Origin of the sequence: Kaistella jeonii (genome assembly GCF_000812865.1) — a bacterium.
GTDB lineage: Bacteria > Bacteroidota > Bacteroidia > Flavobacteriales > Weeksellaceae > Kaistella > Kaistella jeonii.
In genome coordinates this window covers 742,378-767,756 of sequence record NZ_JSYL01000002.1, presented here as the reverse complement: position 1 = coordinate 767,756, position 25,379 = coordinate 742,378, and the positions used below count along the sequence as shown (strand labels likewise).

Here is a 25,379-nt window from a genome sequence, read left to right as displayed (position 1 = left end):
ATTATTTTCAATCTTAATTATGGAAACTTAACTCCACTATAAGAATTAATATCTACCATCGGTAATGTTGATTTATACTTTTGATTAATCACTCTTAGAAATTCGTTAGCTATTAAAGCATAACCTCTTCCCGTAAGATGAACTCCATCAAGAGAGAAAGTTCCTCCTGTTACAAATGTAGCAGTATACTTTACGCCGTCATATTGAATTCCTGACATGGAAGAAAGTTGTACCATTTTAGCATTTGCATCAACAAAAGCTAACCCTTTTGCATCAGCAATCGCTTTAATAGCCGTATTATACGCTGCAGTTGCTGTTAATACTTTTGCAGTTTCTGTTTTTGTTAATACATACTGATCCGCCAAAGGAATGGTTACTCCAGTAATTGTTTGAGAATTTGGCTGCGGTGGTAATCCTGTAAGAGGATCTTTACCGATAACAGAAGATGCAGTTAATAATACTAAATCTCCTGCTGTTGCATGCCTTGCTTGACCATACATTGCAAAAGCTGCAGGAAGATATGCAGCGATATTAACTAAACTTTTATCGATAATTAACACAGGATTGTTAGATGCTGCTGTCAATGTAGCAAATCTTGCTGGTTGACCCAGACCTACCAATGCAGAATTTAACATAGCGAAATTTGTATTGAGGTCTGCTGCTGCAGTCGAATTAAGAGGAATTGGGTTATAGGGAACTCTTGTAAAGTAAGGGATTGAAGTTACATTAGGAATATTTGCAATTACCCCTTTTGCCCCACCTGCAGTTAAAGCAGTTACGTAACCATTAATCACTGTTGCAACCAAACCTGGATCTGAAATATCGTTTCCGCCATAAGATGCTGGATTCGTGTTGCCTGTTTGATCCACTCCTAATCCACCACTTGTCGCATAAGAAAGAACATCGTTATTTCCAATCCAAAGAGAGAAGAATGTTGGCGCCTGAGCTACAGCATCCCCGATTACTGAAGCTGTTGTGCTAGAAGCAAATCTGATAAAGTAAGGATTAGCATTTGGTAAATAAGCAGCATTACCATAACCTGCAACACCTAAATGGAAAGATTTCGCACCTGGAACTCCCATATTTTGGTAAGGACCAGAACTAAATATATTTGCCAGCGTCGTAGTTCCCATTATTTTTGTTGGGTCCTCGTTTCTAACTGGTGCTAAAGATCCGTTAACAACTTTCAATTCAAGTTTGTCAAGAAATCCTACCGCTTTTATTCCGCCTAAATTATCACCCATTAAAGGTTGTTTGAAAGCTCCTCCTCCAGCTAATGCCATTTGTTTAGCCATCATTGATGGGAAAGATTCATTTTGCCCGTCAATATATAAAGCTCCATCTCTATAACCAGATGTTAACGAGTTACCAAGCGACACAAATTTTGTAAAATCAGCATCTCCTTTTGTAACTACGATGCTACTTACATCGGTATCAAAGTCTGTTTTACAGCTTACTGTAAATAACAATGCTGAAACAGCGATTGTTGAAATTAATATTTTTTTCATAATTAAATTTAAATCTTAAAATGCGTTGTAAGATAAGCCTAAACCAAAGTAATATGCTTTCGCTTTCGCCTGGCCATAGAAGTTGTTATAAGCGTTTTTCACGTCTCTGCTTTTTGGAAGCGCAAGTGCACCTGCAACATCAACTCCGAATCCTTTAGCAAATTTAAATCCTAAACCTGCTGTAATGACGTTGGAATCAAAAGATGGCGTTTCAGCCTGGAAGTTTTCGTCAGAATAAGGCGACTCATCATAATAATATCCGGCACGGGCAGCAATCATATCGCTCACCTGGTATTGAGTTCCAACTCTCCATGTTTGTGTACTTTGGAAATTCTTTGGACTTACTAAAACCGTAGGATCAGTGGGCTGATTTCCAATTGGTGCATTAGCAAAATCTAAAGTTAGACTGTTATAACGATCCCATCCACTGTAGTTGAAATCTCCGGAAACTAACCACTTCGGCGTTACTTTATAAGTTACCCCAATCGTATACTCATCAACCAAAGGTAATGTTGCTTTGAAAGAATCTTTACCGGCAGCATCAAGACCTAAAGCAGGATATAATGCAGGAGAGATATTAAAACTTACTACTCCATTTTTTGCTTCCATATCAATTGGAGAACGGTATGCGATACTTACGTCCAATTTTTCACTTGGTCGGAAATAAAATCCTAATCCGAAACCGCTTCCGGATGCTTTTTCATCTTTTAGATTAAGCGTTCCACCTAATTGAGTCGCTGCTTTGTCCCAGTTTACACTTCCTCTTGCATAGATGTAACTACCACCAAGAGATACCCACGGCGCCAGTTTGAAAGAAACCATTGGTTGGAAATAATAAGCTTTCAGCTCCAGTCTTTGTACGATTTCTCTTCCAGCCCAGTCATTTGGCCATTCGATCGTACTTCCAAATGGAGTCGAGAAATTAAAACCTACAGAAATATTATCCATAATTTTATATGCTACAGCAGCATAAACCGGAGTTCCAATCGGATTATTAGTTTCGTAAGATTGCAGTGTTGATAAATTCTGATAAGTGACGATCGATTTTGCGCCAAAACCACCGGCTGCTACACTTAACTTAGCGGGAATGAAAGACATTCCTGCCGGATTGAAGAAAGTAACACTTGCATCTTCTGCATGTGCGCTCGTGTGAGCCATTGCCAATTGTTTTACTCCTTGCAAAGAAACCCGAAAGCCACCTGCGTAAGATAAAACCCCTGCCAATAGTGCTGTTGTTACAACAATTTTTTTCATATAATCATTATTAATGTGCCAAATATAAAATTATTTTTTCAACAATTGTTAACAAATCATAATTCTTTTTAAACAAATTTCAATTCGTGTGCTCCGTTTAATATTGAGCAATAGCAAAATCATCAATTACACCAGTGTTTAAAGGCATTTTAAATATTATAAAATAAAGTGAAAAGTTTTAGTTTAATTTAAATAATCTCAGTAAAAACAAAAAAATTACCCTATTTTAAATTGTATGATTTGCATAATAATATCAAATTGTTTAATAATTTCGTAAGAAAACATATTTTATATTGAAATTTGAAAAACTATTGCTTAAAATATTTCTACATTGAATTAAACAAAATAAATTTATACTAAATTTGCAACAATTAGATATATAAAAATATGAGTTGTGGATGCAAAATATCCGGCGATTCTGGCCATTCCTGCGGAACAAAATCGGGGAGTGGATGTGAAAGTGTAAATACCTGCGGGAATAGCTATAAATTAAGCGTTTTCGATTGGCTCTCCAATATCAATAATCCTGCAATGTCTCAAACAGATTTTGTAGAAGTAAGATTCAAGAACGATCGTAAATTTTTTTATAAGAACGTAAACAATTTACCGCTCCACATGGGGAGCGTCATCACAGTAGAATCAAGTCCGGGTCACGATATAGGTGTAGTAAGCCTTACAGGAGAATTAGTTAAAATTCAGATGAAGAAGAAATTCGTCACTGAAGATAACCCTCTGAAAATTTACCGACTAGCCAATCAAAAAGATATTGAAGTTTGGCAGGAATCTCGAACAAAAGAAGAACCTGTAAAAATTCAGGCCCGTAAAATTGCGTACGGTTTAAACATCGATATGAAAATTACCGATGTTGAATATCAAGGTGATGGCGGAAAAGTAACCTTTTACTACACGTCTGATACCCGTGTGGATTTCAGACAGTTAATCAAAGAATTCGCTGGAACCTTCCGAACAAAGATCGATATGAAACAGATCGGTTACCGACAGGAAGCCGCAAAAATTGGTGGAATTGGTTCTTGTGGAAGAGAATTGTGCTGTTCAACTTGGTTGACTGATTTCCGTTCTGTGAATACGAATGCAGCGCGTTATCAGCAATTAAGCATTAATCCTCAGAAACTAGCAGGACAGTGTGGAAAGTTGAAATGTTGTTTAAACTACGAACTCGACAGTTATTTGGATGCTTTGAGTGATTTCCCACCTTCTTCTTCAACCATTGATACCGTAAATGGTAAAGCGTTCTGTATTAAAATCGACGTTTTCAAAAAGAAAATGTGGTTTGCTTACGTGGAACGTTCTATGGCTTGGTACGATTTAGACGTTGTGGATGTTAAAAAAATGATCGCCCAAAACAAAAATGGAGAGAAAAGTTCGCCATTAGAGGATATTAAGGTTCATGACATTCCGGTAAGATCTGTAGATTTAATTCAGGAGAACACGATTGACCGTTTCGAAAGAAAAAATAAAAATTCGGGGAAAAATTCAAACAGAAAAAAACCGAACAATAACAGTCAAAGACCGAATCAAAATCCTGATAATAAAGCGGCTGCGAATCAGCCTGAGAAAAAGCCTAATAATTCTGAGAGAAATCAGGAAAATCAGAATAAACCGTCTCAGAATCAGCAGAACCAAAATAAACCTGCGCAGAATCAGAAGCCACAGACTGACCAACCTCAGAATCAACAGCCGAAAAAATTTAAAAAGAAATTTCCGCCAAAACGTGATGACAATGCATAAGATATGGAGTGTATTTTTCGTTTTGCTATTTCTAATGAGTTGCAATAACTCCTCGGAAAAAGTGGATATGAAGAACCTCAACGGCAAATGGGATAAGAAAGTAGAGCAAAAATTTAACTTTAAAGTAAACGATGCCCAAAATCCAAAAAATATTATATTTGTTGTAAGAAACAATAATGATTATCCGTACAGCAACATCCGTTTTATCGTGAATTTCTCGGACGCAAAGACAAAATTGAAAAGTGTTGATACTTTAAATTATGTTTTGGCAAAACCAAATGGCGAGTGGATTGGTAAAGGATTTGGCGATACCAAGGAAACATTGTTTCAATATAAATTGAATTATAAATTCCCTCAAAATGGTAATTATTCCATCGGAATTATTCAGGCGATGAGAGCCGATCAATTGAAAGGAATTGAAGATATTGGTCTAAAAATAGAAACGGCAAAACCGTAATTTCATTTATGGAAAACAAACAAAATCCGGGAAGCAAACCGAAGCAAACGTTTCCGCTTCCTCCCAAGAAAGTAAAAAACACGGGTTGGAAAAAGTGGGTCAGATTAGTCTGGATCGGTCTAATCATTTTGATTTTAGGAATTTCGTCCATATTCTTCGGTGTTTCTCAAGGTTTTTTCGGAAGCATGCCCGATGTGAAGGAACTTGAAAATCCTGATATTTATGTAGCCTCCGAAATTTATTCTTCCGATGGAAAGCTGCTTGGGAAATTTGAAAAAGAAAAAACACAACCTGTCACTTACAAGCAGTTACCTCCTTATTTAATCTACGCTTTACAGGCCAAAGAAGATGAGCGTTTCAAAGAACACTCAGGAATCGATCTGCAATCTGTAGCAAGAGCAGTAGCATTTGGTGGAAAACGTGGTGGTGGTTCTACTATTACTCAACAGCTTGCCAAATTATTATTTACGGGATCAAGATCTCAGAATAAAGCAACGGCAGTTTTCCAAAAACTGAAAGAATGGGTTGTTGCAGTAAGTTTAGAAAAGAGATATACCAAAGAAGAAATCATTACGCTTTATTTCAACAAATTCGATTTCCTTTATAATGCGAACGGAATTGAAATGGCTTCCAGAGTTTATTTCAACAAAAGCACTTCGCAGTTAACACTTCCTGAAGCAGCAATGTTTGTCGCAATGCTGGAAAATCCGGTGAAAAATAATCCGATGCGGAACGAACAGAGAGCAAAAACACGAAGAGATGTCGTTTTGGAGCAGATGTTGAAAACAGGTTATTTAGATCAGCAAAATTATGATAAAGCTGTAGCAACTCCGATTGCGCTAGATTATCATCCCATAAAATCTATTGATGATGGTTATTCTGCTTATTACAAATTCTATTTAAGAAAAGAAATTGATGGTTATTTAAAGGATTATGAAAAGAAAACAGGTAAAACTTTAAACCTTTTCAAAGACGGTCTCAAAATTTATGTCACCCTTGATTCAAAGATGCAGGGTTACGCCGAAGAAGCCATGAAAGAGCATTTAACTGATCTTCAAAAAAGATTTGATGGTGAACAGAGAAGTAGAAAACAAAGACCTTTCTATTATTTAAATGATAAGGAAATCAACTCGGTGATGATGAGTGCGGTGAAAAGAACAGGAAGATACAAACAGCTGAAAAACGCAGGTGTTTCAGAGGATTCTATCATGCTTGATTTTAAAACGCCTATTAAAACTTCCCGATTTACTTGGGGCGGCGAAGAAGAAGTTGAGATGTCTCCTTGGGATTCTATCCGTTATCACAAGCAAATTGCACAGGCTGGATTAATGTCGATGGTTCCTGGAACTGGCGAAATAAAAGCTTGGGTCGGGGGAATTAACTGGCAACATTTCCAGTACGATCATATCAAACAGGGAAAAAGACAGGTAGGATCTACCTTTAAACCTTTCGTATATGCAACGGCAATTATGAAATTAGGAATGACGCCTTGTTCAACAGTTTCAAATGCGACTTATACCAAAGGAAGCTGGTCTGTACAAGGTTCAGGAGGAATGTTAACCTTAAGAGACGCACTTGCCCAGTCAAAAAACCCTGTAGCCGTTCGTCTTATTGAAATGGTAACGCCAAAAAGTGTTATACAAACAGCGAGGGATTTGGGAGTAACAGAGGAAATGCCGAACGAATACGCGATTGCTCTTGGTTCTTCCGATATTACAATTTTTGAAATGCTCGGAGCGTACAGTACTTTTGCGAACTACGGAAATTATATAAAACCGGAAATGATCTGGCGTATTGAAGACGCCAACGGACGAGTCATCAAAGAGGTAAAACCCGTCATGAAAGAAGTCATGAACGAATTGTATGCTTACACGATGATCGACTTGATGAAAGGCGTTGCTCAGTTCGGAACAGCTTCCGGAGAGCTAAGCAGAAGAGGAGTTCCGAAAACAACAGAAATCGCCGCTAAAACAGGAACCACTCAAAATAATTCCGACGGTTGGTTTATGGGAATGACCCCGAATCTCGCCACTGGAGTTTGGGTCGGCTGGGAAGATCGTGCAACCCATTTCTTTGGAACGGGTGAAGGTCAAGGTGCGAAAATGGCACTCCCAATCTGGGCGATCTATATGAAAAAAGTTTGGGCAGATAAGGAACTCGGTGTTTCACCAGATGATAAATTTGTAAAACCGTCCAACTGGACAGGAAATTGCTCTGATTTGCAAGGATTAGGGGGATATGGAGATGAAGGTGGATTACAAACCCTCGACCAATTAAAAAACCCTAAAGTTGCAGAACCTTCTGGTCCGAAAAAATCGTCTGGAACCAAAGAAGACAACGTAAATGAAAACATTAATACCGGAGACGATATCGATTTTAACAAGTAACTCCGATATAAAATATTAATCGAAAACATCCTTCCATTCTTTTGGAAGGATGTTTTTTTTCACGAACTTTGAAATATGAATTTGGACAAAATTACCCAGCCTTTTTTAGACCAGTTTCCCGGTGATTTCTCTGGAAATGCGAGACAGCGTCAAACGCCGAAAGTTCTTTTTTCTACTATTGAAATCATGGGTTTTGAAAAGCCGGAACTGATCACCTTTAATGAAAAGTTATCGCAAGAAATCGGTTTGGGAAAAATTGAAAATGAAAAAGATCTTGCCTTTCTTAACGCAGCTTCTCTTCCAGAATATATAAAAACTTACGCAACCGCTTATGCGGGACATCAGTTCGGAAACTGGGCAGGACAATTAGGAGACGGTAGAGCGATATATGCGGGAGAAATTCAAAATAAAGACGGCAAAAAAAACGAAATTCAATGGAAAGGAGCAGGTGCAACTCCATATTCTCGGCACGCAGATGGAAGAGCCGTTTTGCGTTCTTCCGTTCGAGAATATCTGATGAGTGAAGCAATGCATTATTTAGGAATTCCAACAACCAGAGCACTTTCTCTTTCGCTTACGGGCGAAAATGTGATGCGGGATATGATGTATGACGGAAATCCCGAATACGAAAAAGGCGCAGTAATGCTTCGAACAGCCGAAAGCTTTTTACGTTTCGGACATTTCGAACTGATTTCAGCCCAAAAAGAAATCGACACTTTACAAAAACTCACCGACTTTACCATCGAGAATTATTTCCCAGAAATTGATTCTCAAAGTCCAACTAAATACGCCGATTTATTTCAAACCATTTCTGAAAAAACCGCTGATTTAATGGTGGAATGGTATCGCGTCGGTTTTGTTCATGGCGTCATGAATACTGATAATATGTCCATTTTAGGTTTGACCATTGATTATGGCCCATTTTCTTTTCTCGATGAATACGACTTAAATTTTACCCCAAATACAACCGATTTACCAGGTCGAAGATATGCTTTCGGAAATCAGGGCAAAATTGCGCAATGGAATCTTTGGCAACTCGCAAATGCTTTATTTCCTTTAATTAAAGACGAAAAAGTCTTAGAAAAAATTCTAAATGATTTCACAGAATTGTTCTGGACGAAACATGACGTCATGATGGCGAAAAAATTTGGTTTCGATAGTGTTTTAGAAAGTGACGGTCCATTTTTTACCGATGCTCAAAAAGTCATGGAAGACTTAAATGCAGATTACACGCTTTTCTTTAATCAACTCGAAACCTTAGAGGAAAACTCAGATTTAAAAGCACATTTTGAAACAGTTTTTTATCATCGAATCACAGATGACCAATTTAAAATCCTGGAAAATTTTATAAAAACGTATCGCGAAAGATTAGAACAAAATATGATTTCTCGAGAAGAATCTTTAGCCTTAATGCAGAAAAATAATCCAAAATTTATTCTGCGGAATTATATTCTGTTTGAATGCATCAACGAATTAAATGAAGGCAAAAAAGATCTTTTCAATAAAATTCTCATCGCGTTAGAAAATCCTTATGAAGAAATTTATCCGGAATTTTCAAAAAAAAGACCGCCAATTTATAATGATCAAACCGGTTGCTCAACGCTGTCCTGCAGTTCCTAAATTTTCTTAATTTTGTCGAAATTTTCTACCTTGGTTTTCAAACAAAAATTCACCGATTTTATAAAGACTGTATTTCCCTCCACGAAATTCGAATTCTTGCTCTTTGCAATTTTTCTAACCGCTTACGGTATTTTGGGAACGACGATCGCACTCAACTATCGAATTATTTTTGATGACAGAATTCCGTGGGATGCGTATTTTAGTTTTGATAACCGCGCAATCGTCATGACCGGCGGCGGTTTTGAAAGACATCCGCTTTCCAACTATTTCTTTAACTGGATCCGGGAGTTTGCCTATTTATTTTCGGGTGGAAAAAAAGACGATACTTTTCGTTTGGTTTTGGCTTGGTGCAGCAATTTCGCCGTGAGTTTGAGTCTCATTCAGATCTATAAATATTTAAAAAATATCATTGATTTACCAACGAAGATCTCGTTGGTAATTCTTCTCTTTTTTGCTTTATTTACGACGAATATTTTGTTGTCTTTCACACCGGAAACTTATACTTATACTTTATTTTTCCTCGTACTTTTCAATTATTATGCAGCTTTAAAATTACGTAAGGAAGAAAAAATTCCCGCTGTAGCAGTGGCTTTAGCAGGAATTTCTGTGGGTGGTTTAACGATTACGAATATTGTTAAAATTTATATTCCCCTACTTTTTGAAAAAAATATTTTTAAGAACTGGAAAAAATTTGGGAATGCAGTCATTCGTGTTTTAATTTCAGTTTGTGTTTTTGTTCTCCTTTTTTTGTACCGGATCGATTTCAAATACCTCAACTTTCTAAATAAATCTGAACAGCAGTACGAAAAGTTTTCCACGGCGAAGAAAACGCCACTTTGGGATATGATCGCCTCCTGGTTTTTCGGTGGAAATGTACTGTTTTCAAGTTTCGAGATCAGAGATTATCACAACACAAAAGGCTTCTATTACAAAGCCCTTTTTATGGAAGTTTACCATTCCTGGATTCCTTATATTTTTGTGAGTGTTTTAATTCTTCTCGTATTCTGGAGTTATTTTAAAAATTTTAAAAATAAATTGGTGCAGGTTCTCATGATTTCCCTTTTCGTAGATATCATCATTCACTGCATCTTAAAATTTGGACTACACACCTCCTACATTTACGGCGGTCACTTTGTTTTCGTCTTCCCGCTCATGATCGGGTGGTTGTTTTATTCTTATAAAAATAATCCGAAAATACTTTCCCTGCTATTTTCTACAGTAGTAATTTTACTCTTTTATTTAGCACTCAATAATATTTTCAGAATGCAGGAATTTTTCCTTTTTTTAGAAAAATATTACATTTAAGCAGAATTATTTGATTTCTACACAGCCTACTCTTCCACCTGCGTTTCCTGTTGGCTGCGTATGAAAGTCGTCTTGACCTGCATGAATAATGATCGTTTTTCCAATAATATTTTTGCTTTCATCTTTACATCCGATGCACCATTTGTCAGTATTGAAGATCAATCTTGCAGTACCGTCTTTGCCTGCAACTAAATTTCCGATGTCGCCCATGTGAAAATGTTCAGAACCCCATTTCCCATGATCATTTTTCGAAGGATTCCAGTGTCCACCTGCCGAACTTCCGTCTGTCGCAGAACAATCTCCTTTTTCATGAATATGTACGGCATGAATTCCGGGAGTCAATTTATAGACATTCAGATCCATTTTCACGTTCTTGCCTTTCTGTATGAAATCAGCAGTTCCCTGGGTATTTGTGCCACTTTTGGAATTAATTTTATAGTTTTTTGTAGTGGTGCAGGAAACGGTAAAAATCGCGCCGCCAATAAGCATTGATAAAGTTGTAATTTTCATAATAAATTTTTTGATGTTACTAATTGATAAAGGTACGCCAATTCTGTTCTTTTTGAATTAAAAACAATTCAGCAGGATTTTCTGACGATTCAGTAGAAATTAATTTCAGCGAATCCCATTCCGTAATATATTTGCAGTATAAAAATTACAACCATGCAAACGTTCATCATTTCTAAACTGCTTCTTCTATTCTCTTTTTTAATGGGTCTTTTTCTGAACGCTCAAATTACCGTTTCCGGAAAAGTAAATTATAAAAACAAAGGAGTCAAAGATATTTCTGTGACATTGAAAGATACTTATGACGGTTCTACAACCGATGCCAATGGAAATTATTCTTTTCAAACTTCAGAAAAAGGAAATCACATCCTCGTTTTTTCTAATACAAAATTTGTGGAAATTGAAAAACCAGTCACCCTTGCGAATGAATCCATCGTTGTGAATTCTGATCTAAAAGAGCAGATCTCTGAAATTGATGCAGTTGTAATTACGGCGGGTTCTATTGAGGCGAGTGATCGAAAAAGAGCGACGGCGCTTTTAACTCCAATTGATATTTACACCACTGCAGGAGCCAACGGACAGGTTACGGCTGCCTTGGAAACACTTCCGGGCGTTCAGAAAATCGGGGAAACGGAAGGATTATTTGTTCGTGGCGGAACTGGCACAGAAACGAAATTTTTTATGGATGGAAATCTGGTCAATAATTTTTTCGGAAACTCTGTACCGGGAATTAAATCCATGGACCGTTTAAATACTTCTTTATTTAAAGGAAATGTATTTTCAAGTGGTGGTTATTCTGCAGTTTACGGACAAGCATTATCTTCAGTTTTAGCGCTGGAAAGTATCGATTTTCCGGAGCGGAATTCTATCGATTTAGGGATTTCACCAATTTTCGTCAATGCCGGATTTCAAAATGTAAACTCAGAGAAAACCCGATCTTTCGGGATTTCCGGGAGTTATTCAAATATTGCTTTGATGACGAAATTGATCAAATTTAATAATGATTTCACCAAAGCACCGGAGAGTTTTGGCACCAATTTTAACTTCAGAATAAAAAATAAAGGCGGCGGAATTCTAAAATATTACGGTAGTTTTGACACGAATAAAATAGGTTTACAGGCAGAAAGTTTAGAACCCAACATCGATTTTGACAACACCAGATTGAAGGGACAAAATACTTTTCACAACTTATCATTTAAACAGAAGTTTGGAGAATATCTTTTGAATTTAGGCGGATCTTACACGTATAATTCCAACCTGATCGATTTAAGCAACACCTACCAAAATGTAGAAATCAATCCAAACACGATTGATGTCAAAGGCAATTACTTCAATGCGAAAGCAATACTCGAAAGAAAGATCAATAAAATTTCTGCGTTAAGAGGCGGAATAGAATTCAACCAGACCCGCGAGACAACAGACGTTTCGCTTGCGCCAAATCCTTATCAGTTTAAGGATGGAATAATTTCAGTGTTTGCAGAGACAGATCTGGGATTCAGCAATAACTTTTCAGCGAAACTCGGTTTACGATCCGAATATTCTTCTGCTCTTGAAAAATGGAATCTCGCACCAAGGTTTGCAATGGCTTACCGAATTGCAAAAGGCTGGACAAGCTCTTTAGCCTATGGAATTTTTTATCAAAACCCTGAAAACAGATATTTTGGCGCTACTTCTTTAAATTATCAAAAAGCAGAACATTATATTCTTCAACTTCAAAGATCTTCTGAAGGAAGAAGTTTTCGCTTAGAAGCTTTCTATAAAAATTACAATGATCTCATTAAAACTAAAGTTTTAGGTTACCGCCCGGTTGCGATCAATAATAATGGCGATGGTTATGCAAAAGGCCTCGAAGTTTTCTGGCGCGATAAAAAATCAATAAAAGACATCGACTACTGGGTTTCCTACTCTTTCCTGGATTCCAAAAGAAATTTCGAGAATTATGATCAAAGTTTATTTCCGAGTTTTGCAGCGAAACATACGCTATCAATCGTTGCGAAAAAATTTGTCACCGCATGGAAAACGGGATTTAATGTTTCCTATACCTACACTTCCGGAAGACCTTATTACAATTTTCAAACAGACAGTAACGGCGACTACCACCTCAACAATTACGGAACATTAAAAGATTACAACGCTTTAAATTTCAGTTTGAATTACTTACCGTTTTTGGGTAAAAAAGATGCGAAAGCATTTACCGTTCTTGTTTTAGGAATCAATAATGTACTGGGACAAAAAAATATTTACGGCTATCAATTTTCAAATGATGGATTAAGAAACCGACCTGTTTTACCTTCTACCAATACCTTTATTTTCATCGGTGCCTTCATCAATTTCGGTATTGACAGAACGGAAGACGCCATCAATAATAATTTGTAATACGGGTCAGAAAACAAAATCAACCTTTCAGAAAAAAAATATTTCAACGGGGAAATTTTTAAAATACCTTTGATTCATCAAAACAGAACAAACACTCAAAAATTTAAAACAATGAAAAAATTATTTTTAACTACGCTTCTCGCAATTTCAGTAAGCACTTTCGCGCAAACAGCCTTTGATAAAGTAATGACTGAAAAGATCACCAAAATGGAGCAAGCTCAAACTCCCGAAGAATTAACTGCACTTTCCAACGATTTTGCCAGAATTGGGGACAAAGAAAAAACACAGTGGCTTCCTTATTATTACGCGGCACATTCTTCTATCGAGAAAGGCAGAAAATTAATGAGAACGGGTAAACTTACTGAGTTAGACGCCATCGCAGCAGAGGCACAAACTAATTTAGACAAAGCTTCCGCATTAAGCAAAGACAACGCAGAGAACATGATCTTACAGAAAATGATCCACAGTATGAAAATGATGGTCGATCCACAGGCAAGATTTATGAGCGAAGGAATGTTGGCGGCAGATGCGCTCTCCAAAGCGGCGAAATTAGACCCTGAAAATCCACGAATTTCTTTATTGCAAGCGGAAGACACTTATTTTACGCCGGAACAGTTTGGTGGAAGCAAAACAAAAGGACTCGAATTATTTCAAAAATCTTTGGATCAGTTCAAAGTTTACAAACCGAAAACTACTTTAGATCCTACTTGGGGAAAAGGGGAAGCTGAGTATTTTTTGGCGAGCAAACCGTAATCTAAACCTCAACAATTCATAAAAAATCTCCTGATATTCGGGAGATCTTTTTGTTTGTAAACAGTTTAGAAGTGGGAAGACTTCATCAGGCTCAGTATGAAATTGTATTATTTAAACATCATTGCTTTGTCAGGTTGAGCTTGTCGAAACCTTTTCGAATACATGATATTTGTAAATTTTTAATAGTAAGAATCTAAAGTCCAAATACGACTCCAACACTTGGAATAAATCCGCTGCCAAAAACCGACTGGTCTTTTTTGTACAACACATTATACATTCCGCCAATCTGCATGTAAGTGTGATCGCCAATTCTCTGCATATAACCGCCACCTAAATAAAGCGCGGCTTCGTTCCCGGAATATTTTGAGTTATCGTACTTGTTTTTCTGGTTAAAGAAATATTCCTGAAACATACCGCTTAGAAAGAAGCTTCTGGAAATGTAGTAGTTAACGAAAGGTCCAACGCCGATCGTTGTTGCCGAATAATAATCAGAATTTGACCAGGTGAAATTTGCCGCTAAACCGGTTTCCAAATCTTCCGTCAGTTTATAGCCAACTCTGGGAGAAAGATAAATGGAAGTTCCACCGCCGCCACTTCCAAACGATCCGCCTAAACCGGCAGAACCACCGAAAGTCCATTTTGATTCGGTATTTCCAAGGGGTGTCGAAGTTGCGATCTGCGCATTGAAGTGCAGTCCGAATCCTATAAGGGAAAGTAAAAGAATTTTTTTCATGATTGCTTGATTGTACTTTCAAAAATAGTTCTTTTTTTGAAATCGAAAATTTCTATTATTCTAAAACGAACTGGTTTTCTGCGATGAAAATATTTTGGAAGAGAAAAAAATCTATCTTCTAGCCCCGATTGGAGTGGAAATCCTTTTGTTTTTTGAATAAAAAACAAAAGATTGGAACGGAAAGCGGGTTGGGTTTTCGAAAGAAGCGAAACTCTTGTTGCTCCTTAAAAAAGTGCTTTTAATATCGTAAATTTGCGCCTCACAAAAGAGCATCCTTGAAATGCTTTATAAAATGAACATATGAAAATTGTAGTAGGACTTTCTGGAGGTGTAGATTCCAGTGTTGCAGCGTATTTACTGCAGAAACAAGGTCATGAAGTGGTAGCGCTTTTTATGCGAAACTGGAATGATGCGTCGGTCACTTTGGAGGATGAATGTCCCTGGATCGAGGACAGTAATGACGCTTTGATGGTGGCGCAAAAACTCGGAATTCCTTATCAGGTCATCGATATGAGCGAATTGTATAAGGAGAAAATCGTGGATTATATGTTCGAGGAATATAAAAAAGGCCGAACGCCAAATCCTGATGTTCTGTGTAACCGTGAAGTGAAGTTTGACGTGTTCATGAAAACAGCCTTATCGCTTGGTGCTGAGAAAGTTGCAACGGGACATTACGCACAGGTAAACTCCACTTTTGATGAGAATGGAAAAGAGATTTTTCATCTTTTGGCGGGAGCAGATAACAATAAAGATCAGTCGTATTTTTTGTGTCAGTTGAATCAGGATCAATTATCAAAATCTTTGTTTCCGATTGGGGAACTGACGAAACCTGAAGTTCGGGAAATCGCGAGAGAAATGGGTTTGGTGACTGCAGATAAAAAAGATTCGCAAGGCTTATGTTTCATCGGAAAAGTGAGTTTACCCACTTTTCTGCAACAACAGTTGGAACCAAAAGAAGGTGAAATTGTAGAAATATTTAAAGATTTCAGCGGTTTTCATCAAGAAAAACCTGAGTTTTCATCAAAATTAGAAGAATTGCAATTTCTTTCTCTGAAACTCAACTACGAAAAATCGGACGGAAAAGTAATTGGCAAACATCAGGGTGCGCATTATTTTACGGTCGGTCAAAGTAAAGGTTTGGGAATTGGCGGACATAAAGAATCTTGCTTTTTGATTTCCAGAGATATCGAAAAAAATATCGTTTTTGTTGGGGAAGGAAGAAGTTTCCCGGGACTTTTCAGAAGCGCTTTGAAAATTGAAAACTCAGAAGTTCATTGGGTTCGTGAAGATCTGCGTTTGCAAAATGGCGAATCGATGAAAGTAAAAGCCAGAATCCGGTACCGACAAACGTTGGAAGAAGCGACACTTTATCAATTTGAAGAAGGTTTCTATATCGAGTTTGAAAACCCACAATCTGCGATTGCAGAAGGACAGTTTGCTGCGTGGTATTTGGAAGATGAATTGGTGGGAAGTGGGGTGATTTCGTAAAATTGCTGGCTACTCAGGCTAGTTTTTTATCATTTCGCAACCAAGATCGATATATAAAAGAAAAAATTTTAGATGTTATTTTCTTGTGAAAAGTACAAAAAAGAAAATTTTATAGAACGCATTCGTAGTATTTGTAAAAGATTAAAATTGTTTTAAACAAATCATTTACATAAAAAAAGACTTTACGTGAATTACGTAAAGTCTTTAATTTTTAAGATAAGTGAAATTAGTTCTTTATAAATTTAGATGTATAAACTTCACTTTCAGAGTAAATTTTAATTACAAAGGTACCTCTCAGCAATTTATCGACCTTAAGACTTCTAATATCTAGAGCTGCTTTAGCAACTACTAATTTACCAGATAAGTCATAAATTTCAATTTTAGCAATTTTCTCACTACCCTCGAAATACAATTCATCATTTACCGGATTTGGGAACAACTGAAATTTAATTCTGTTCGGGTTTGAAACAGCTAATTGAGAAGTATTAAACTGAAAAAGGTCTGAATAATATTTTACTCCATCTTGCATCGCTGAAAACCTACAATAATATTGCGTTTGACTTTCTAATTGATTTAGGTTCGCGCTAACAGAGAATGTTGACGTTCCGTTTTTATAGGAAGGAGTACATAATTTTGAGGTTCCCAAATCAACTGTTTTGCCATATTCTATCGAAATATCTGATAGTGGACTATAGTTGTAAGACTTTATCAGACCCGTAATTTTAACCTCGCTATCGGTTACATATTCACTTTTATTTTTTGCAAAGACCAAAGATTTATCAATTCTAAACAGAACTGTATTACTGTATGCCGTTTTTCCATTCGTAAATCCTTTTAAACGAACTTTGTAATTTTTGACTGGGTTTAAAGATGATTTTAATACCTCAGCAGAAACGAAATCAGCTTGCTCACTAAGAACCTGGGAAGGATTTGCTGCTATAAAGTTATCATATTCTGAAGTGCCATACTCAAAAACTAAGTTGGTAATCTCTTTGTTATTTGCATAGACTGAGGCAGAGAAAGGGATCGAACTGTAATTAAGGTTAACCTCATCTAATATTAAAGAATATTCTTTGGCTGTAGTAAAAGTGACTACATTACTATAAACTTTTTCATTTTCATAATCTGCACAGATACGGGCGAAGTAAGTAGTTGCTGGTTCTAGATTTTGCAAAGATGAATTTAAATTTATATTGCTGCTGCCTTGCGCAATACTTGCGGGAACAGAATCTGAAGATTGATCAAAAGAGACATTATCTGTAGAATATTGAAATTTAATATTTGATAATTGACTTCCATTTGCACTTCCTTGTCCGGATAAATTTTTCTTAGTTGCTAAAGGAGTATAAGTATCATAAATCACCAAATTATAGGAAGATTTGGTCGTAAAATTAATAGTGTTTCCTGTGACTGTGTTTCCATTTACTTTACCAGTAACGCGCACATAATATTTCGTGTTTGGTTCTAAATTGTTGATGTCTGCAAAAAGACCATTTGAATCATTTGCATTAACAACTGGATTATTTACATCAACTATAACTGAATTAGTAAAACTGGCCGCTTTACTATACATAAATTTTAAGTCGGTGATCACCGAGAAATTGCTTGCAGCGCTTCCTGAAAATTTCGCAGTTTTTGATCCAAACTCTGTTACTTCATCTGTTTTGATAACATAATTTGGAATATTTTGAAATGATCCTTTAAAAATATTACCATATTGACCGGAAAGATAAATTTCTTCACCGGAATACAGGAGATCATATGCAGCATAACTTTGTGAGTCTGTTTCCCAACTTCTTCCTGCATTAAAAGTTCTGTAAATTACACCATATTCATTTGCAATCAGCCCAATGTTTTTAGTTTTAAATCTAACCAGATTGTACGATTGATTAGGAATTTCAACGGTAGTCCAATTACTTCCTCCATCTGTAGTTTTTTCTAATTTAAAAGACCCATTACCAATTACATAACCATTAGATTCATCAGTAAAATTAAAATCACTAATCTGTTGATTATCGTCATTTAAAATTAAATTCCAGGTTAGTCCACCATCTGTGGATTTGTATAAACTACTGTATGTAGAGGCAAAAACAAGGTTCTCATTAATCGCTGTGATCTTCCCAAATAATTGATCAGAAATTAACTGCGTCCAAGTCGTTCCTCCGTCAATAGTTTTAAAAATACCCTTAGTCATCGTACCCTGTCCACCGCAGACAAAACCAACATTTTCGTTGACGAAAGTTAAATCATTGAGACCAGCAACGTTGAATTGCTTTTTCACAGTCCATGTAGTTCCGCCATCTATTGTTTTAAATAGTCGAGAATCTGTATTATAAGTTCCTCCAATGATATATCCAATATCTTTTGTAATAAATTTGATTTTTCTGGAATACTGTAAAATTGTAAAGGGATTCGGTGTCAGAAATTCATTCGGTCTGTTCAGGATTGTCCAGTCGCCCCCATCATTAACCGACTTGTAAATATCGAGACCAACCTTTGCAAATAAAACTCCATCAACTTTATTTATTGTACTAACATCGTTGTAAAAAGGAGCATACTGGTTCCAGTCATCACCTGAATTTTGCGTTTTAATAATTCTACCTCTTTGGCCAACTGAAAACCCTACATTTTCCGAAATAAAATGAATACCAAACATTGAAGTTTGGTAGATTCTGCCATATTGAAAGAACTTGTCCGTCCACGTGTTGCCTCCATCTACTGTTTTAAAAATCACCCCATTGTCGCCTGCCGCAAAACCAATATTTTCTGACACAAAAGAAAAAGCATAAATTTTGTCGCCAAGAGTCGACGTTTTAATCCATGTGTCTCCAGCATCAGTAGTCTTCAGTAATTCCCCATGGCCGCGTTCTGCAAATCCTATACTAGCATTGAAGAAATACAATGTAAAAATATCTGAAGGAATAACATTGACACTGCTTTTAAGAACCCAGTTTACGCCGCCATCTATTGTTTTGTAAATTTTCCCATCATTTGTTCCTACAAATCCTGCGAGATCATCTAAAAATAAGACCGTCTTAACATTAACAAAAGGAATCGCTCTCTGACTCCAGGTACCTCCACCGTCTGCAGAAAAATAAAGTTTTTTAGAACTCGCTGCCAACAAATTATTATCCGAATTTATTTTGCAATAAATAAAATCTTCCTGACTATTAACGGTTAGTTTGTTCCAAATTTCACCAGTATCTGTAGATAAAAATATATTTCCGAAACTACCCACGACCAGTCCGATATTATTTTTTACATCTAGATCTTTAGCAGATGAAATTTGCTTTTTTATGGACCAAATTTCCCCACCATCTGTCGTTTTGATAATTTCTTTATCAGTGATATAAATGATTTGAGTTGGAGAAGACATTACGATATCGATACCGTTAGATTTGCTTGGTTTGGGATTCAAAAGTTGCCAATTGACGCTACCTTGTGCCGATAACCAACTAGTACAAAAAAATAATAATAATAAATAGAAGTGTTTCATATTCTTTTTTGACAAATATAGTGTTTTGGAAAATCATACATCATCTTTCAAAATTCAGTAAATGATTTATTTTTAGTAACTTAATTTTGTGATTATACCGACCATGGATTTAGAAATTAAACGCAAAGGCTTTAGACTCGGTGGACAAGTAGATGGTGTTTTTTGATTTCCACAGTATCAATAAGAAATATCGTTTTTGTTGGGGAAGGAAGAAATTTCCCGGGCCTTTTCAGAAGCGCTTTAAAAGTAGAAAATTCAGAAGTTCATTGGGTTCGTGAAGATCTGCGATTGCAAAATGGCGAATGGATGAAAGTAAAAGCCAGAATCAGGTACCGACAAACTTTGGAAGAATCGACGATTTACCAATTTGAAGAAGGTTTCTATATCGAGTTTGAAAACCCACAATCTGCGATTGCAGAAGGACAGTTTGCTGCTTGGTATCTGGAGGATGAGTTGGTGGGAAGTGGCGTGATTTCGTAGAATTCTCATTTTTAATTAATAATATAAATTCCTTTTGATTTTTCAAGAGGAATTTTTGGTATTTTTGATTATTGTTGCACTTTTCAGTTTTTTTTAAAATATTGTAAAAATATAATATATGATTGATATACTTTTAAATTTATTTAGTAAAATAACTTTTGGTGATTTGCTCCAGTTTATTAAATATATCCTTCCCATACTTTTATCTATTTGGGCTGTTTTTTACATAAGGCGCTCTTCTTTTTATTATATCGAAAGAAGTAACATTAAACTTTATGATGATGTAATAAAGAAGATTAACGGAATATCAATTAAATATAAGAATTCCAACATAAATGAAAACTTAATTCTTTTTAATGGGACAATAATTTTCAAAGGTCATAATGATGTTAAATCTGATGATATAGATAAGCAATTAACAATTTATTCAAAAGACATAAAAGCTGTTTGGAAACATTTTGAAATTACTAAAACTAGTGTGGATTTCCAACCGAAATTTATTATTGATAAGAATAAAATAATCATCGAAAAAAGTTTATTAAAATCTAACGACTTTATTTCATTTGCTGGCTTATTAGATTCAAAAAACACTAAATTAACTGTTGGTCATAGAATTTATAATATTATTCCCAGCAGTATCAATTTTAAAGAAAATGATTTATCTCTCTATAAATTAGCAGCCAGTTTTCTAACATTATTCTTCATTTTTATCGCTGCAGTTTCAGCGTATTCAAAATATAAATTTGCAAAAGAAATTGAAGAAACTAAATTTGAAATTAAACCAGTCGCAAATAAAATTAAGATTTCAAAAAAAGATTCAATTTTATACCGCAGTTTTGATTTTAAAACAGAATTTTATATAGAAAATAATAGAGTTCAAATCGATACCTTGGCAAAGCAATTTGGGCTAAAATTGAAAAATAAAACAGATAAAATTGAAAAAGCAAATGAACGTGAGTTTAATAGCTTAACCGAAATATATCGTAAGGATCGCTCTGATAAAAATGAAATAATTTTATTGAAAAAATTTATTGATAATTTTAGTTTTACATTTAAAAAAATTGATAATCCATACACCAAGGTCAAAGAGGAAGCCGATAAAAAATTAATTAAATTAATTTCAGATAATAAATTAGAAAATAAAAAATTTTATAAGCTTAATGATTCGTTAGGAATTAAATATTTTGATAAAAATCTACCAGCATCTGAAATTATTAAAACAAAAGAAAATTCTGCGGATCAACAAGGCTATTTAGACATTGCTTTTTCTATAATTGAATACGTATTTACCCTCTTTCTTCTAATTATTTCAAGTATACTATGGTATAAATATATTAGACTTTTAAAATTAAAGAAAAGGTATTCAAATATTTAGCATAATAATGAGCTCGTTATCAAAATTTCAAATTTCTCGAGATTTTCTATTTGAATTAAAAGTAGTTAAAACTTCAAATTAAATTTTCATTTAAGATTTTTTCCTATTTTTCCTTCACAAGAACTACCAATTTCACAAACAATCCGTAAATTACCTGATATGATAGCGTCACTTTATTTCTCCACTTATTTTTAATCTAATTTTATAACAGTCCATTTGTAATTTTACCGTATATAAAATTTACAAAAACAGGCTTGCTCTTTAACAAAAACCCAATGCCCAACAAAACAATAATCATCGCCAGCGAAACCGGAAATCGTGGTGGCAGAATCATCAAGGAATTACTGAAAAAAGATGTTGAAGTTCGCGTTCTCGTCCGTTCAAGCAGCAACAAAGAGAAAATTGCTGAATTGGAACAAAAATTCGCGACCTGCTTTCCAATTAATTAAAAAGTCATCAATAAAAATATAAGTGACCAACTCACGCGTTCGGCAGAAATGAAAATTAACCTATCAAAATGAAACAAAAAGAACCCGCCGAAATGACCGCCAAAGAATTGTTGATCGAATTACAAAAGATCAAATCCACCAACATCATCAATGCCGTATTGGTGGGCGTAATGATTGGAGTTGCCATATACAGCACGGTGGAAAATGGCTTCGGAATTCTTACCGCGTTTCCCTTGTTTTTCATCCCAATGTTTGCTAAAAAATGGTCTTATAAAAAAGCCCTTGAAAAAGAATTAAAGGAAAGGGATCTCGGTCGCAATTAATCAATATCAGCCATCGTGCAATCATATACTCGAGATATAGAAAATTCAATGAAAAAAGCAGTATTCAACTGGAGTGGCGGAAAAGATTCTGCTTTAGCACTTCAGAAAGTTTTGGAAGAAAAAGAATTTGAAGTCATTGCATTATTGACCACGATGAATGAAGAAAGTCAAAATCTTCCATGCATGCTGTTCCTTTGGCGATTTTAGAAAGACAGGCGGAAAGCATTGGTATTCCTCTTTACAAGGTCGGATCATCTACCGCATTAAAAAATTACGAGGAGAAAATGTCTGAAGCTGTTCAGCATTTTAAAGAACAAGGGGTAAAGCATTTCATTTTTGGCGATATCTTTTTATCCGACGTAAAAGCGTATCGGGAAAGCAAATTGAATCCGGTGGGAATTGAAGTTGTAGAACCACTTTGGGAAAAAACATCTCAGGAAGTTATCGACGATTTTTTAAGTTCAGGAATCAAGTCAAAAATCATTGTTACTCAAGCTGATTTATTAGATGAAACCTATATCGGAAAAGATTTAGATGCTAATGTGATCAAGTTATTTCCTAAGGGAATTGATTTATGCGGAGAAAACGGTGAGTATCATACTTTATCCTATGCCGGAGGTTTGTTTAATAAAGAAGTTGCGTTTTCAATTCCTGAAACCCTTAAAACCTCATTTGATTTTACTTTAGATACTGGTGAGAAAAAGACTTTTGAGTATTGGCAGGCCGAATTAGTTTCATAAAAAACAAAGAGACTGGCTAAAAAACAGCCTCATTTATTATCTCGTTTTTAAAATAAATTTTCCCACTCTTTCTTAAATTTATCCGTGTAGAAATAGTGAGAATTTTCTAATGTTTTCAGCAGTTTTTTCTCAGCTTTGTATTCTGTTTTCGCTGCAATTTCTTTTTTCATTTCTTCAGATCTCTTCTCATTTCCGTTCAGTTTGTATAAAACGGCCATTCCAACCAAAGTATCTATTTCGTTATTTTCCAGAGCATAGGCTTTTTCAAAATTCTCCAGAGATTTTTTATAATCTTTCATGTCAAACAGCGCATAAGCATAATTGCTGTACGCGGAAGGACTTTCTTTATTCTTAGTGAGGAAAATTTCAAAATTTTGTCTCGCTTTAGTATAATCATTCAACTGGAGATAAACATTTGCCAGATCTGCATAAATACCATTGTCACCACTTCCTAATGCCAAAGCTTTTAAATAATCCTTTCTTGAGTTCTCGAATTCCTTTTTCTCCTGATAAAGATTGGCGCGGTGAATATAACTTTGGGCGACCTTGGGATTCAGTTCAATCGATCTGTTCATATCGGCAAGCGCTTTTTCAGACTGCCCCAATTCTTGCAGAAACAGCGCACGGTTATTCAAATAAGGTTCTGCATCCGGGCTTAATTTTAAAGCTTGATCCAATAATTCAACGGCTTTTTTCGTGTTTTTTTGACGCTGATAAGCCAAAGAACTATAAAAATAAATCTCCGGAATTATTTCCTTTTCCTTAAAATCGTTTGCCTTTGTATCTTCCTTTAAAAAAGCGGAGAAAACGGAAATCATCTCGGTGTCTTTTCGCATCTCATTGAGGAGCTTCAGATAATTATTGTAGTAGCGTCCGTTTTTCTTATCATATTTAAACATTTCACGAAAATCGGAAAGCGCTTTTTCCGGCTGGAAATCGAAATAATACGTATTTCCCCGCATCTCATATAAAGAAGCATTTTGAGGAGAAATCGCAAGACCTTTTGTGGTCGTTTCGATGATTTCTTTTTTACGGTCCAGTTTGATAAGAATGTAGGCTTTCATCTCGTAATAAGCACTTTGCTGATCACAGGATTTTAAAACTTTATCAATTAAAGTCAAAGATTTTTTGTAATCCTCACTTTGATAAAGATCCCAAACTTCCGCATAATTTTCTTCGCACGATCTTTTACCTTCTCTCCGAACAGAACTATGCCTTGAATCTGGCGGCGGAGGCGGCATTTCGCTCGCGTGTGGTATTTTTTCCAGGTAAACGGTAGAATCTTTCTGAGCGTGCACCTGAAAAAGAAGGGAACATAAAGTGAGAACGAAAGCGGTAAAATATTTTTGCATCAAATAGAATTTTAAAGGTTGAATTAAAAGTACTCATTTTTGTTGAATGATGAAAGTCGGAGTTATTGACTTGAACTCAAAAAAGCTTTAAGTGTAAGAAACTTAAAGCACACGCCAAATCAACGTTATCATCTTCTCAATAAACTGAACATTTTTCTGGCGGTAAAGTCAGGATTCGATTTCAATATTAATTCTGCGATTATTTTTAAAAATTGAAAGATGATTTGTTTGAAAAGTAGTTATCAATTTAAAAAATTAAAATGCAATTCGTACCTGATTTTTTTTAATTACTCAACCAATCTTTAAAATCCTTAACACGATCACGACTTACCGTAATTTCTTCTTCTGGCTGAAATTCCATTTCTACTTTATAATAAGGCGAAGTATGAATATTTTTAATGAAGTTAGAATTGATCATAAACTGTCGGTTCACGCGGAAGAATTTCTTCTCGTCGAGAACTTCCTGAAGTTCATCTAAAGTAAAATCGGTCGGGTAATTTCTTTCTTTGGTTTGAAGATAAACGATCTTATTTTCACTGTAAAAACATGAAACCTCATTGGTCTGCACAATCTTTAAATTGTAGCCGATCTTCACTAAAATTCGGGATAATTTTTGTTTCTCTTCTTTAATTAAAGATTTGATTTCCAATGAATTATTAGACGATTCTGAAGGTAAGAAACTCTTGAACTTATTGATTGCTTTCTCCAGATCTTCTTCCATTATTGGCTTCAAAAGATAGTCGATAGAATTTAGTTTAAATGCTTTTAAAGTATATTGATCGAACGCCGTTGTATAGATCATAAAACTCTTCGTAGGAACCTTTTCGAAAATATCAAAAGACAATCCATCGCCTAAAACAATATCTGAAAATATCAAATCTGGATGTGAATTATTCTGAAACCACTCTAAACCATCTTCTACAGAATTTAGGGTTGCAACTAATTCTAAATCAGGAAACAAACCAATTAATCTTTCAAGTTTTCGTGCAGCAGGTTTTTCATCTTCGATGATGACGGTTTTTATCAT

The 25,379-nt window shown here is 35.4% G+C and carries 20 protein-coding genes and 1 pseudogene; 14 read left to right on the top strand and 7 right to left on the bottom strand.

Annotation, left to right across the window (positions count from 1 at the left end; translation table 11 throughout):
* Positions 1-17: 17 nt before the first annotated feature.
* Together OA86_RS06190 and OA86_RS06185 are read right to left on the bottom strand one after the other, a co-directional pair.
* The gene (locus OA86_RS06190; protein WP_039350275.1) at positions 18-1,508 is read right to left on the bottom strand and encodes an SGNH/GDSL hydrolase family protein; all 1,491 of its coding nucleotides are present in this window, start codon (positions 1,506-1,508) and stop codon (positions 18-20) included.
* 15 nt (positions 1,509-1,523) lie between these two features.
* Entirely contained in the window at positions 1,524-2,762 is a 1,239-nt protein-coding gene (locus OA86_RS06185; protein WP_039350273.1) for an OmpP1/FadL family transporter, read from the bottom strand.
* A gap of 387 nt (positions 2,763-3,149) precedes the next feature.
* Here OA86_RS06185 and OA86_RS06180 point away from each other — a divergent pair, with 387 nt between their 5' ends.
* From OA86_RS06180 to OA86_RS06160, 5 genes are all read left to right on the top strand, one after another.
* Positions 3,150-4,511, top strand: a complete 1,362-nt coding sequence (locus OA86_RS06180) for a PSP1 domain-containing protein (protein ID WP_039350269.1) — start codon at positions 3,150-3,152, stop codon at positions 4,509-4,511.
* On the top strand, positions 4,504-4,968 hold the full coding sequence (locus tag OA86_RS06175) for a gliding motility lipoprotein GldH (RefSeq protein ID WP_126340466.1): 465 nt from the start codon (positions 4,504-4,506) through the stop codon (positions 4,966-4,968). Before OA86_RS06180 ends, OA86_RS06175 begins: the two co-directional genes overlap by 8 nt.
* A gap of 8 nt (positions 4,969-4,976) precedes the next feature.
* A complete protein-coding gene (locus tag OA86_RS06170; protein WP_039350266.1) occupies positions 4,977-7,355 on the top strand; it encodes a penicillin-binding protein 1A in 2,379 nt (792 codons plus the stop codon).
* A gap of 75 nt (positions 7,356-7,430) precedes the next feature.
* Positions 7,431-8,975: a protein adenylyltransferase SelO gene (locus OA86_RS06165; RefSeq protein ID WP_039350264.1), complete on the top strand. Its 1,545-nt coding sequence runs from the start codon at positions 7,431-7,433 to the stop codon at positions 8,973-8,975.
* A gap of 12 nt (positions 8,976-8,987) precedes the next feature.
* Positions 8,988-10,280: a DUF6080 domain-containing protein gene (locus OA86_RS06160; protein ID WP_375600433.1), complete on the top strand. Its 1,293-nt coding sequence runs from the start codon at positions 8,988-8,990 to the stop codon at positions 10,278-10,280.
* A 6-nt stretch (positions 10,281-10,286) separates the two neighbouring features.
* Here the strand turns inward: OA86_RS06160 and OA86_RS06155 are convergent, their stop codons facing one another.
* Positions 10,287-10,790 carry a superoxide dismutase family protein gene (locus OA86_RS06155; RefSeq protein ID WP_039350262.1) on the bottom strand — a complete coding sequence of 168 codons (504 nt, stop codon included), beginning with the start codon at positions 10,788-10,790 and terminating at the stop codon, positions 10,287-10,289.
* Positions 10,791-10,943: 153 nt separating this feature from the next.
* On the opposite strand from OA86_RS06155, the gene OA86_RS06150 reads away from it, so the two are divergent.
* A complete protein-coding gene (locus tag OA86_RS06150) occupies positions 10,944-13,163 on the top strand; it encodes a TonB-dependent receptor (protein ID WP_039350260.1) in 2,220 nt (739 codons plus the stop codon).
* A gap of 111 nt (positions 13,164-13,274) precedes the next feature.
* Entirely contained in the window at positions 13,275-13,916 is a 642-nt protein-coding gene (locus OA86_RS06145; RefSeq protein ID WP_039350258.1) for a hypothetical protein, read from the top strand.
* 193 nt (positions 13,917-14,109) lie between these two features.
* Here the strand turns inward: OA86_RS06145 and OA86_RS06140 are convergent, their stop codons facing one another.
* Positions 14,110-14,649, bottom strand: a complete 540-nt coding sequence (locus tag OA86_RS06140) for a hypothetical protein (protein WP_039350256.1) — start codon at positions 14,647-14,649, stop codon at positions 14,110-14,112.
* A gap of 300 nt (positions 14,650-14,949) precedes the next feature.
* On the opposite strand from OA86_RS06140, the gene mnmA reads away from it, so the two are divergent.
* Positions 14,950-16,137, top strand: coding sequence for a tRNA 2-thiouridine(34) synthase MnmA (gene mnmA, locus OA86_RS06135; RefSeq protein WP_039350249.1), 1,188 nt, complete (start codon positions 14,950-14,952; stop codon positions 16,135-16,137).
* 226 nt (positions 16,138-16,363) lie between these two features.
* Here the strand turns inward: mnmA and OA86_RS06130 are convergent, their stop codons facing one another.
* On the bottom strand, positions 16,364-19,555 hold the full coding sequence (locus OA86_RS06130; protein WP_169743942.1) for a YCF48-related protein: 3,192 nt from the start codon (positions 19,553-19,555) through the stop codon (positions 16,364-16,366).
* Between the two features lie 196 nt (positions 19,556-19,751).
* Between OA86_RS06130 and OA86_RS06125 the strand changes: the two are divergent.
* The 6 genes and pseudogenes from OA86_RS06125 to OA86_RS06110 all read left to right on the top strand — a co-directional run.
* Positions 19,752-20,113 (top strand): annotated as a pseudogene (locus OA86_RS06125) (aminomethyltransferase beta-barrel domain-containing protein); the annotation flags it as partial.
* Positions 20,114-20,231: 118 nt separating this feature from the next.
* Positions 20,232-21,488, top strand: a complete 1,257-nt coding sequence (locus tag OA86_RS06120; protein WP_039350241.1) for a hypothetical protein — start codon at positions 20,232-20,234, stop codon at positions 21,486-21,488.
* Positions 21,489-21,763: 275 nt separating this feature from the next.
* Entirely contained in the window at positions 21,764-21,937 is a 174-nt protein-coding gene (locus OA86_RS15655) for an NmrA family NAD(P)-binding protein (RefSeq protein ID WP_143071370.1), read from the top strand.
* 68 nt (positions 21,938-22,005) lie between these two features.
* Entirely contained in the window at positions 22,006-22,260 is a 255-nt protein-coding gene (locus tag OA86_RS06115; protein ID WP_039350237.1) for a hypothetical protein, read from the top strand.
* A 48-nt stretch (positions 22,261-22,308) separates the two neighbouring features.
* Complete coding sequence (locus OA86_RS15855) at positions 22,309-22,467, top strand: Dph6-related ATP pyrophosphatase (RefSeq protein ID WP_198410761.1); 159 nt, start codon at positions 22,309-22,311, stop codon at positions 22,465-22,467.
* Entirely contained in the window at positions 22,440-23,000 is a 561-nt protein-coding gene (locus OA86_RS06110; protein ID WP_198410760.1) for a Dph6-related ATP pyrophosphatase, read from the top strand. The genes OA86_RS15855 and OA86_RS06110 overlap by 28 nt, the downstream gene beginning before the upstream one ends.
* A 47-nt stretch (positions 23,001-23,047) precedes the next feature.
* Here OA86_RS06110 and OA86_RS06105 read toward each other — a convergent pair whose 3' ends face one another.
* Both OA86_RS06105 and OA86_RS06100 read right to left on the bottom strand, forming a co-directional pair.
* Complete coding sequence (locus OA86_RS06105) at positions 23,048-24,352, bottom strand: tetratricopeptide repeat protein (RefSeq protein ID WP_039350235.1); 1,305 nt, start codon at positions 24,350-24,352, stop codon at positions 23,048-23,050.
* A gap of 283 nt (positions 24,353-24,635) precedes the next feature.
* Positions 24,636-25,379, bottom strand: a complete 744-nt coding sequence (locus OA86_RS06100) for a LytR/AlgR family response regulator transcription factor (RefSeq protein WP_082017294.1) — start codon at positions 25,377-25,379, stop codon at positions 24,636-24,638.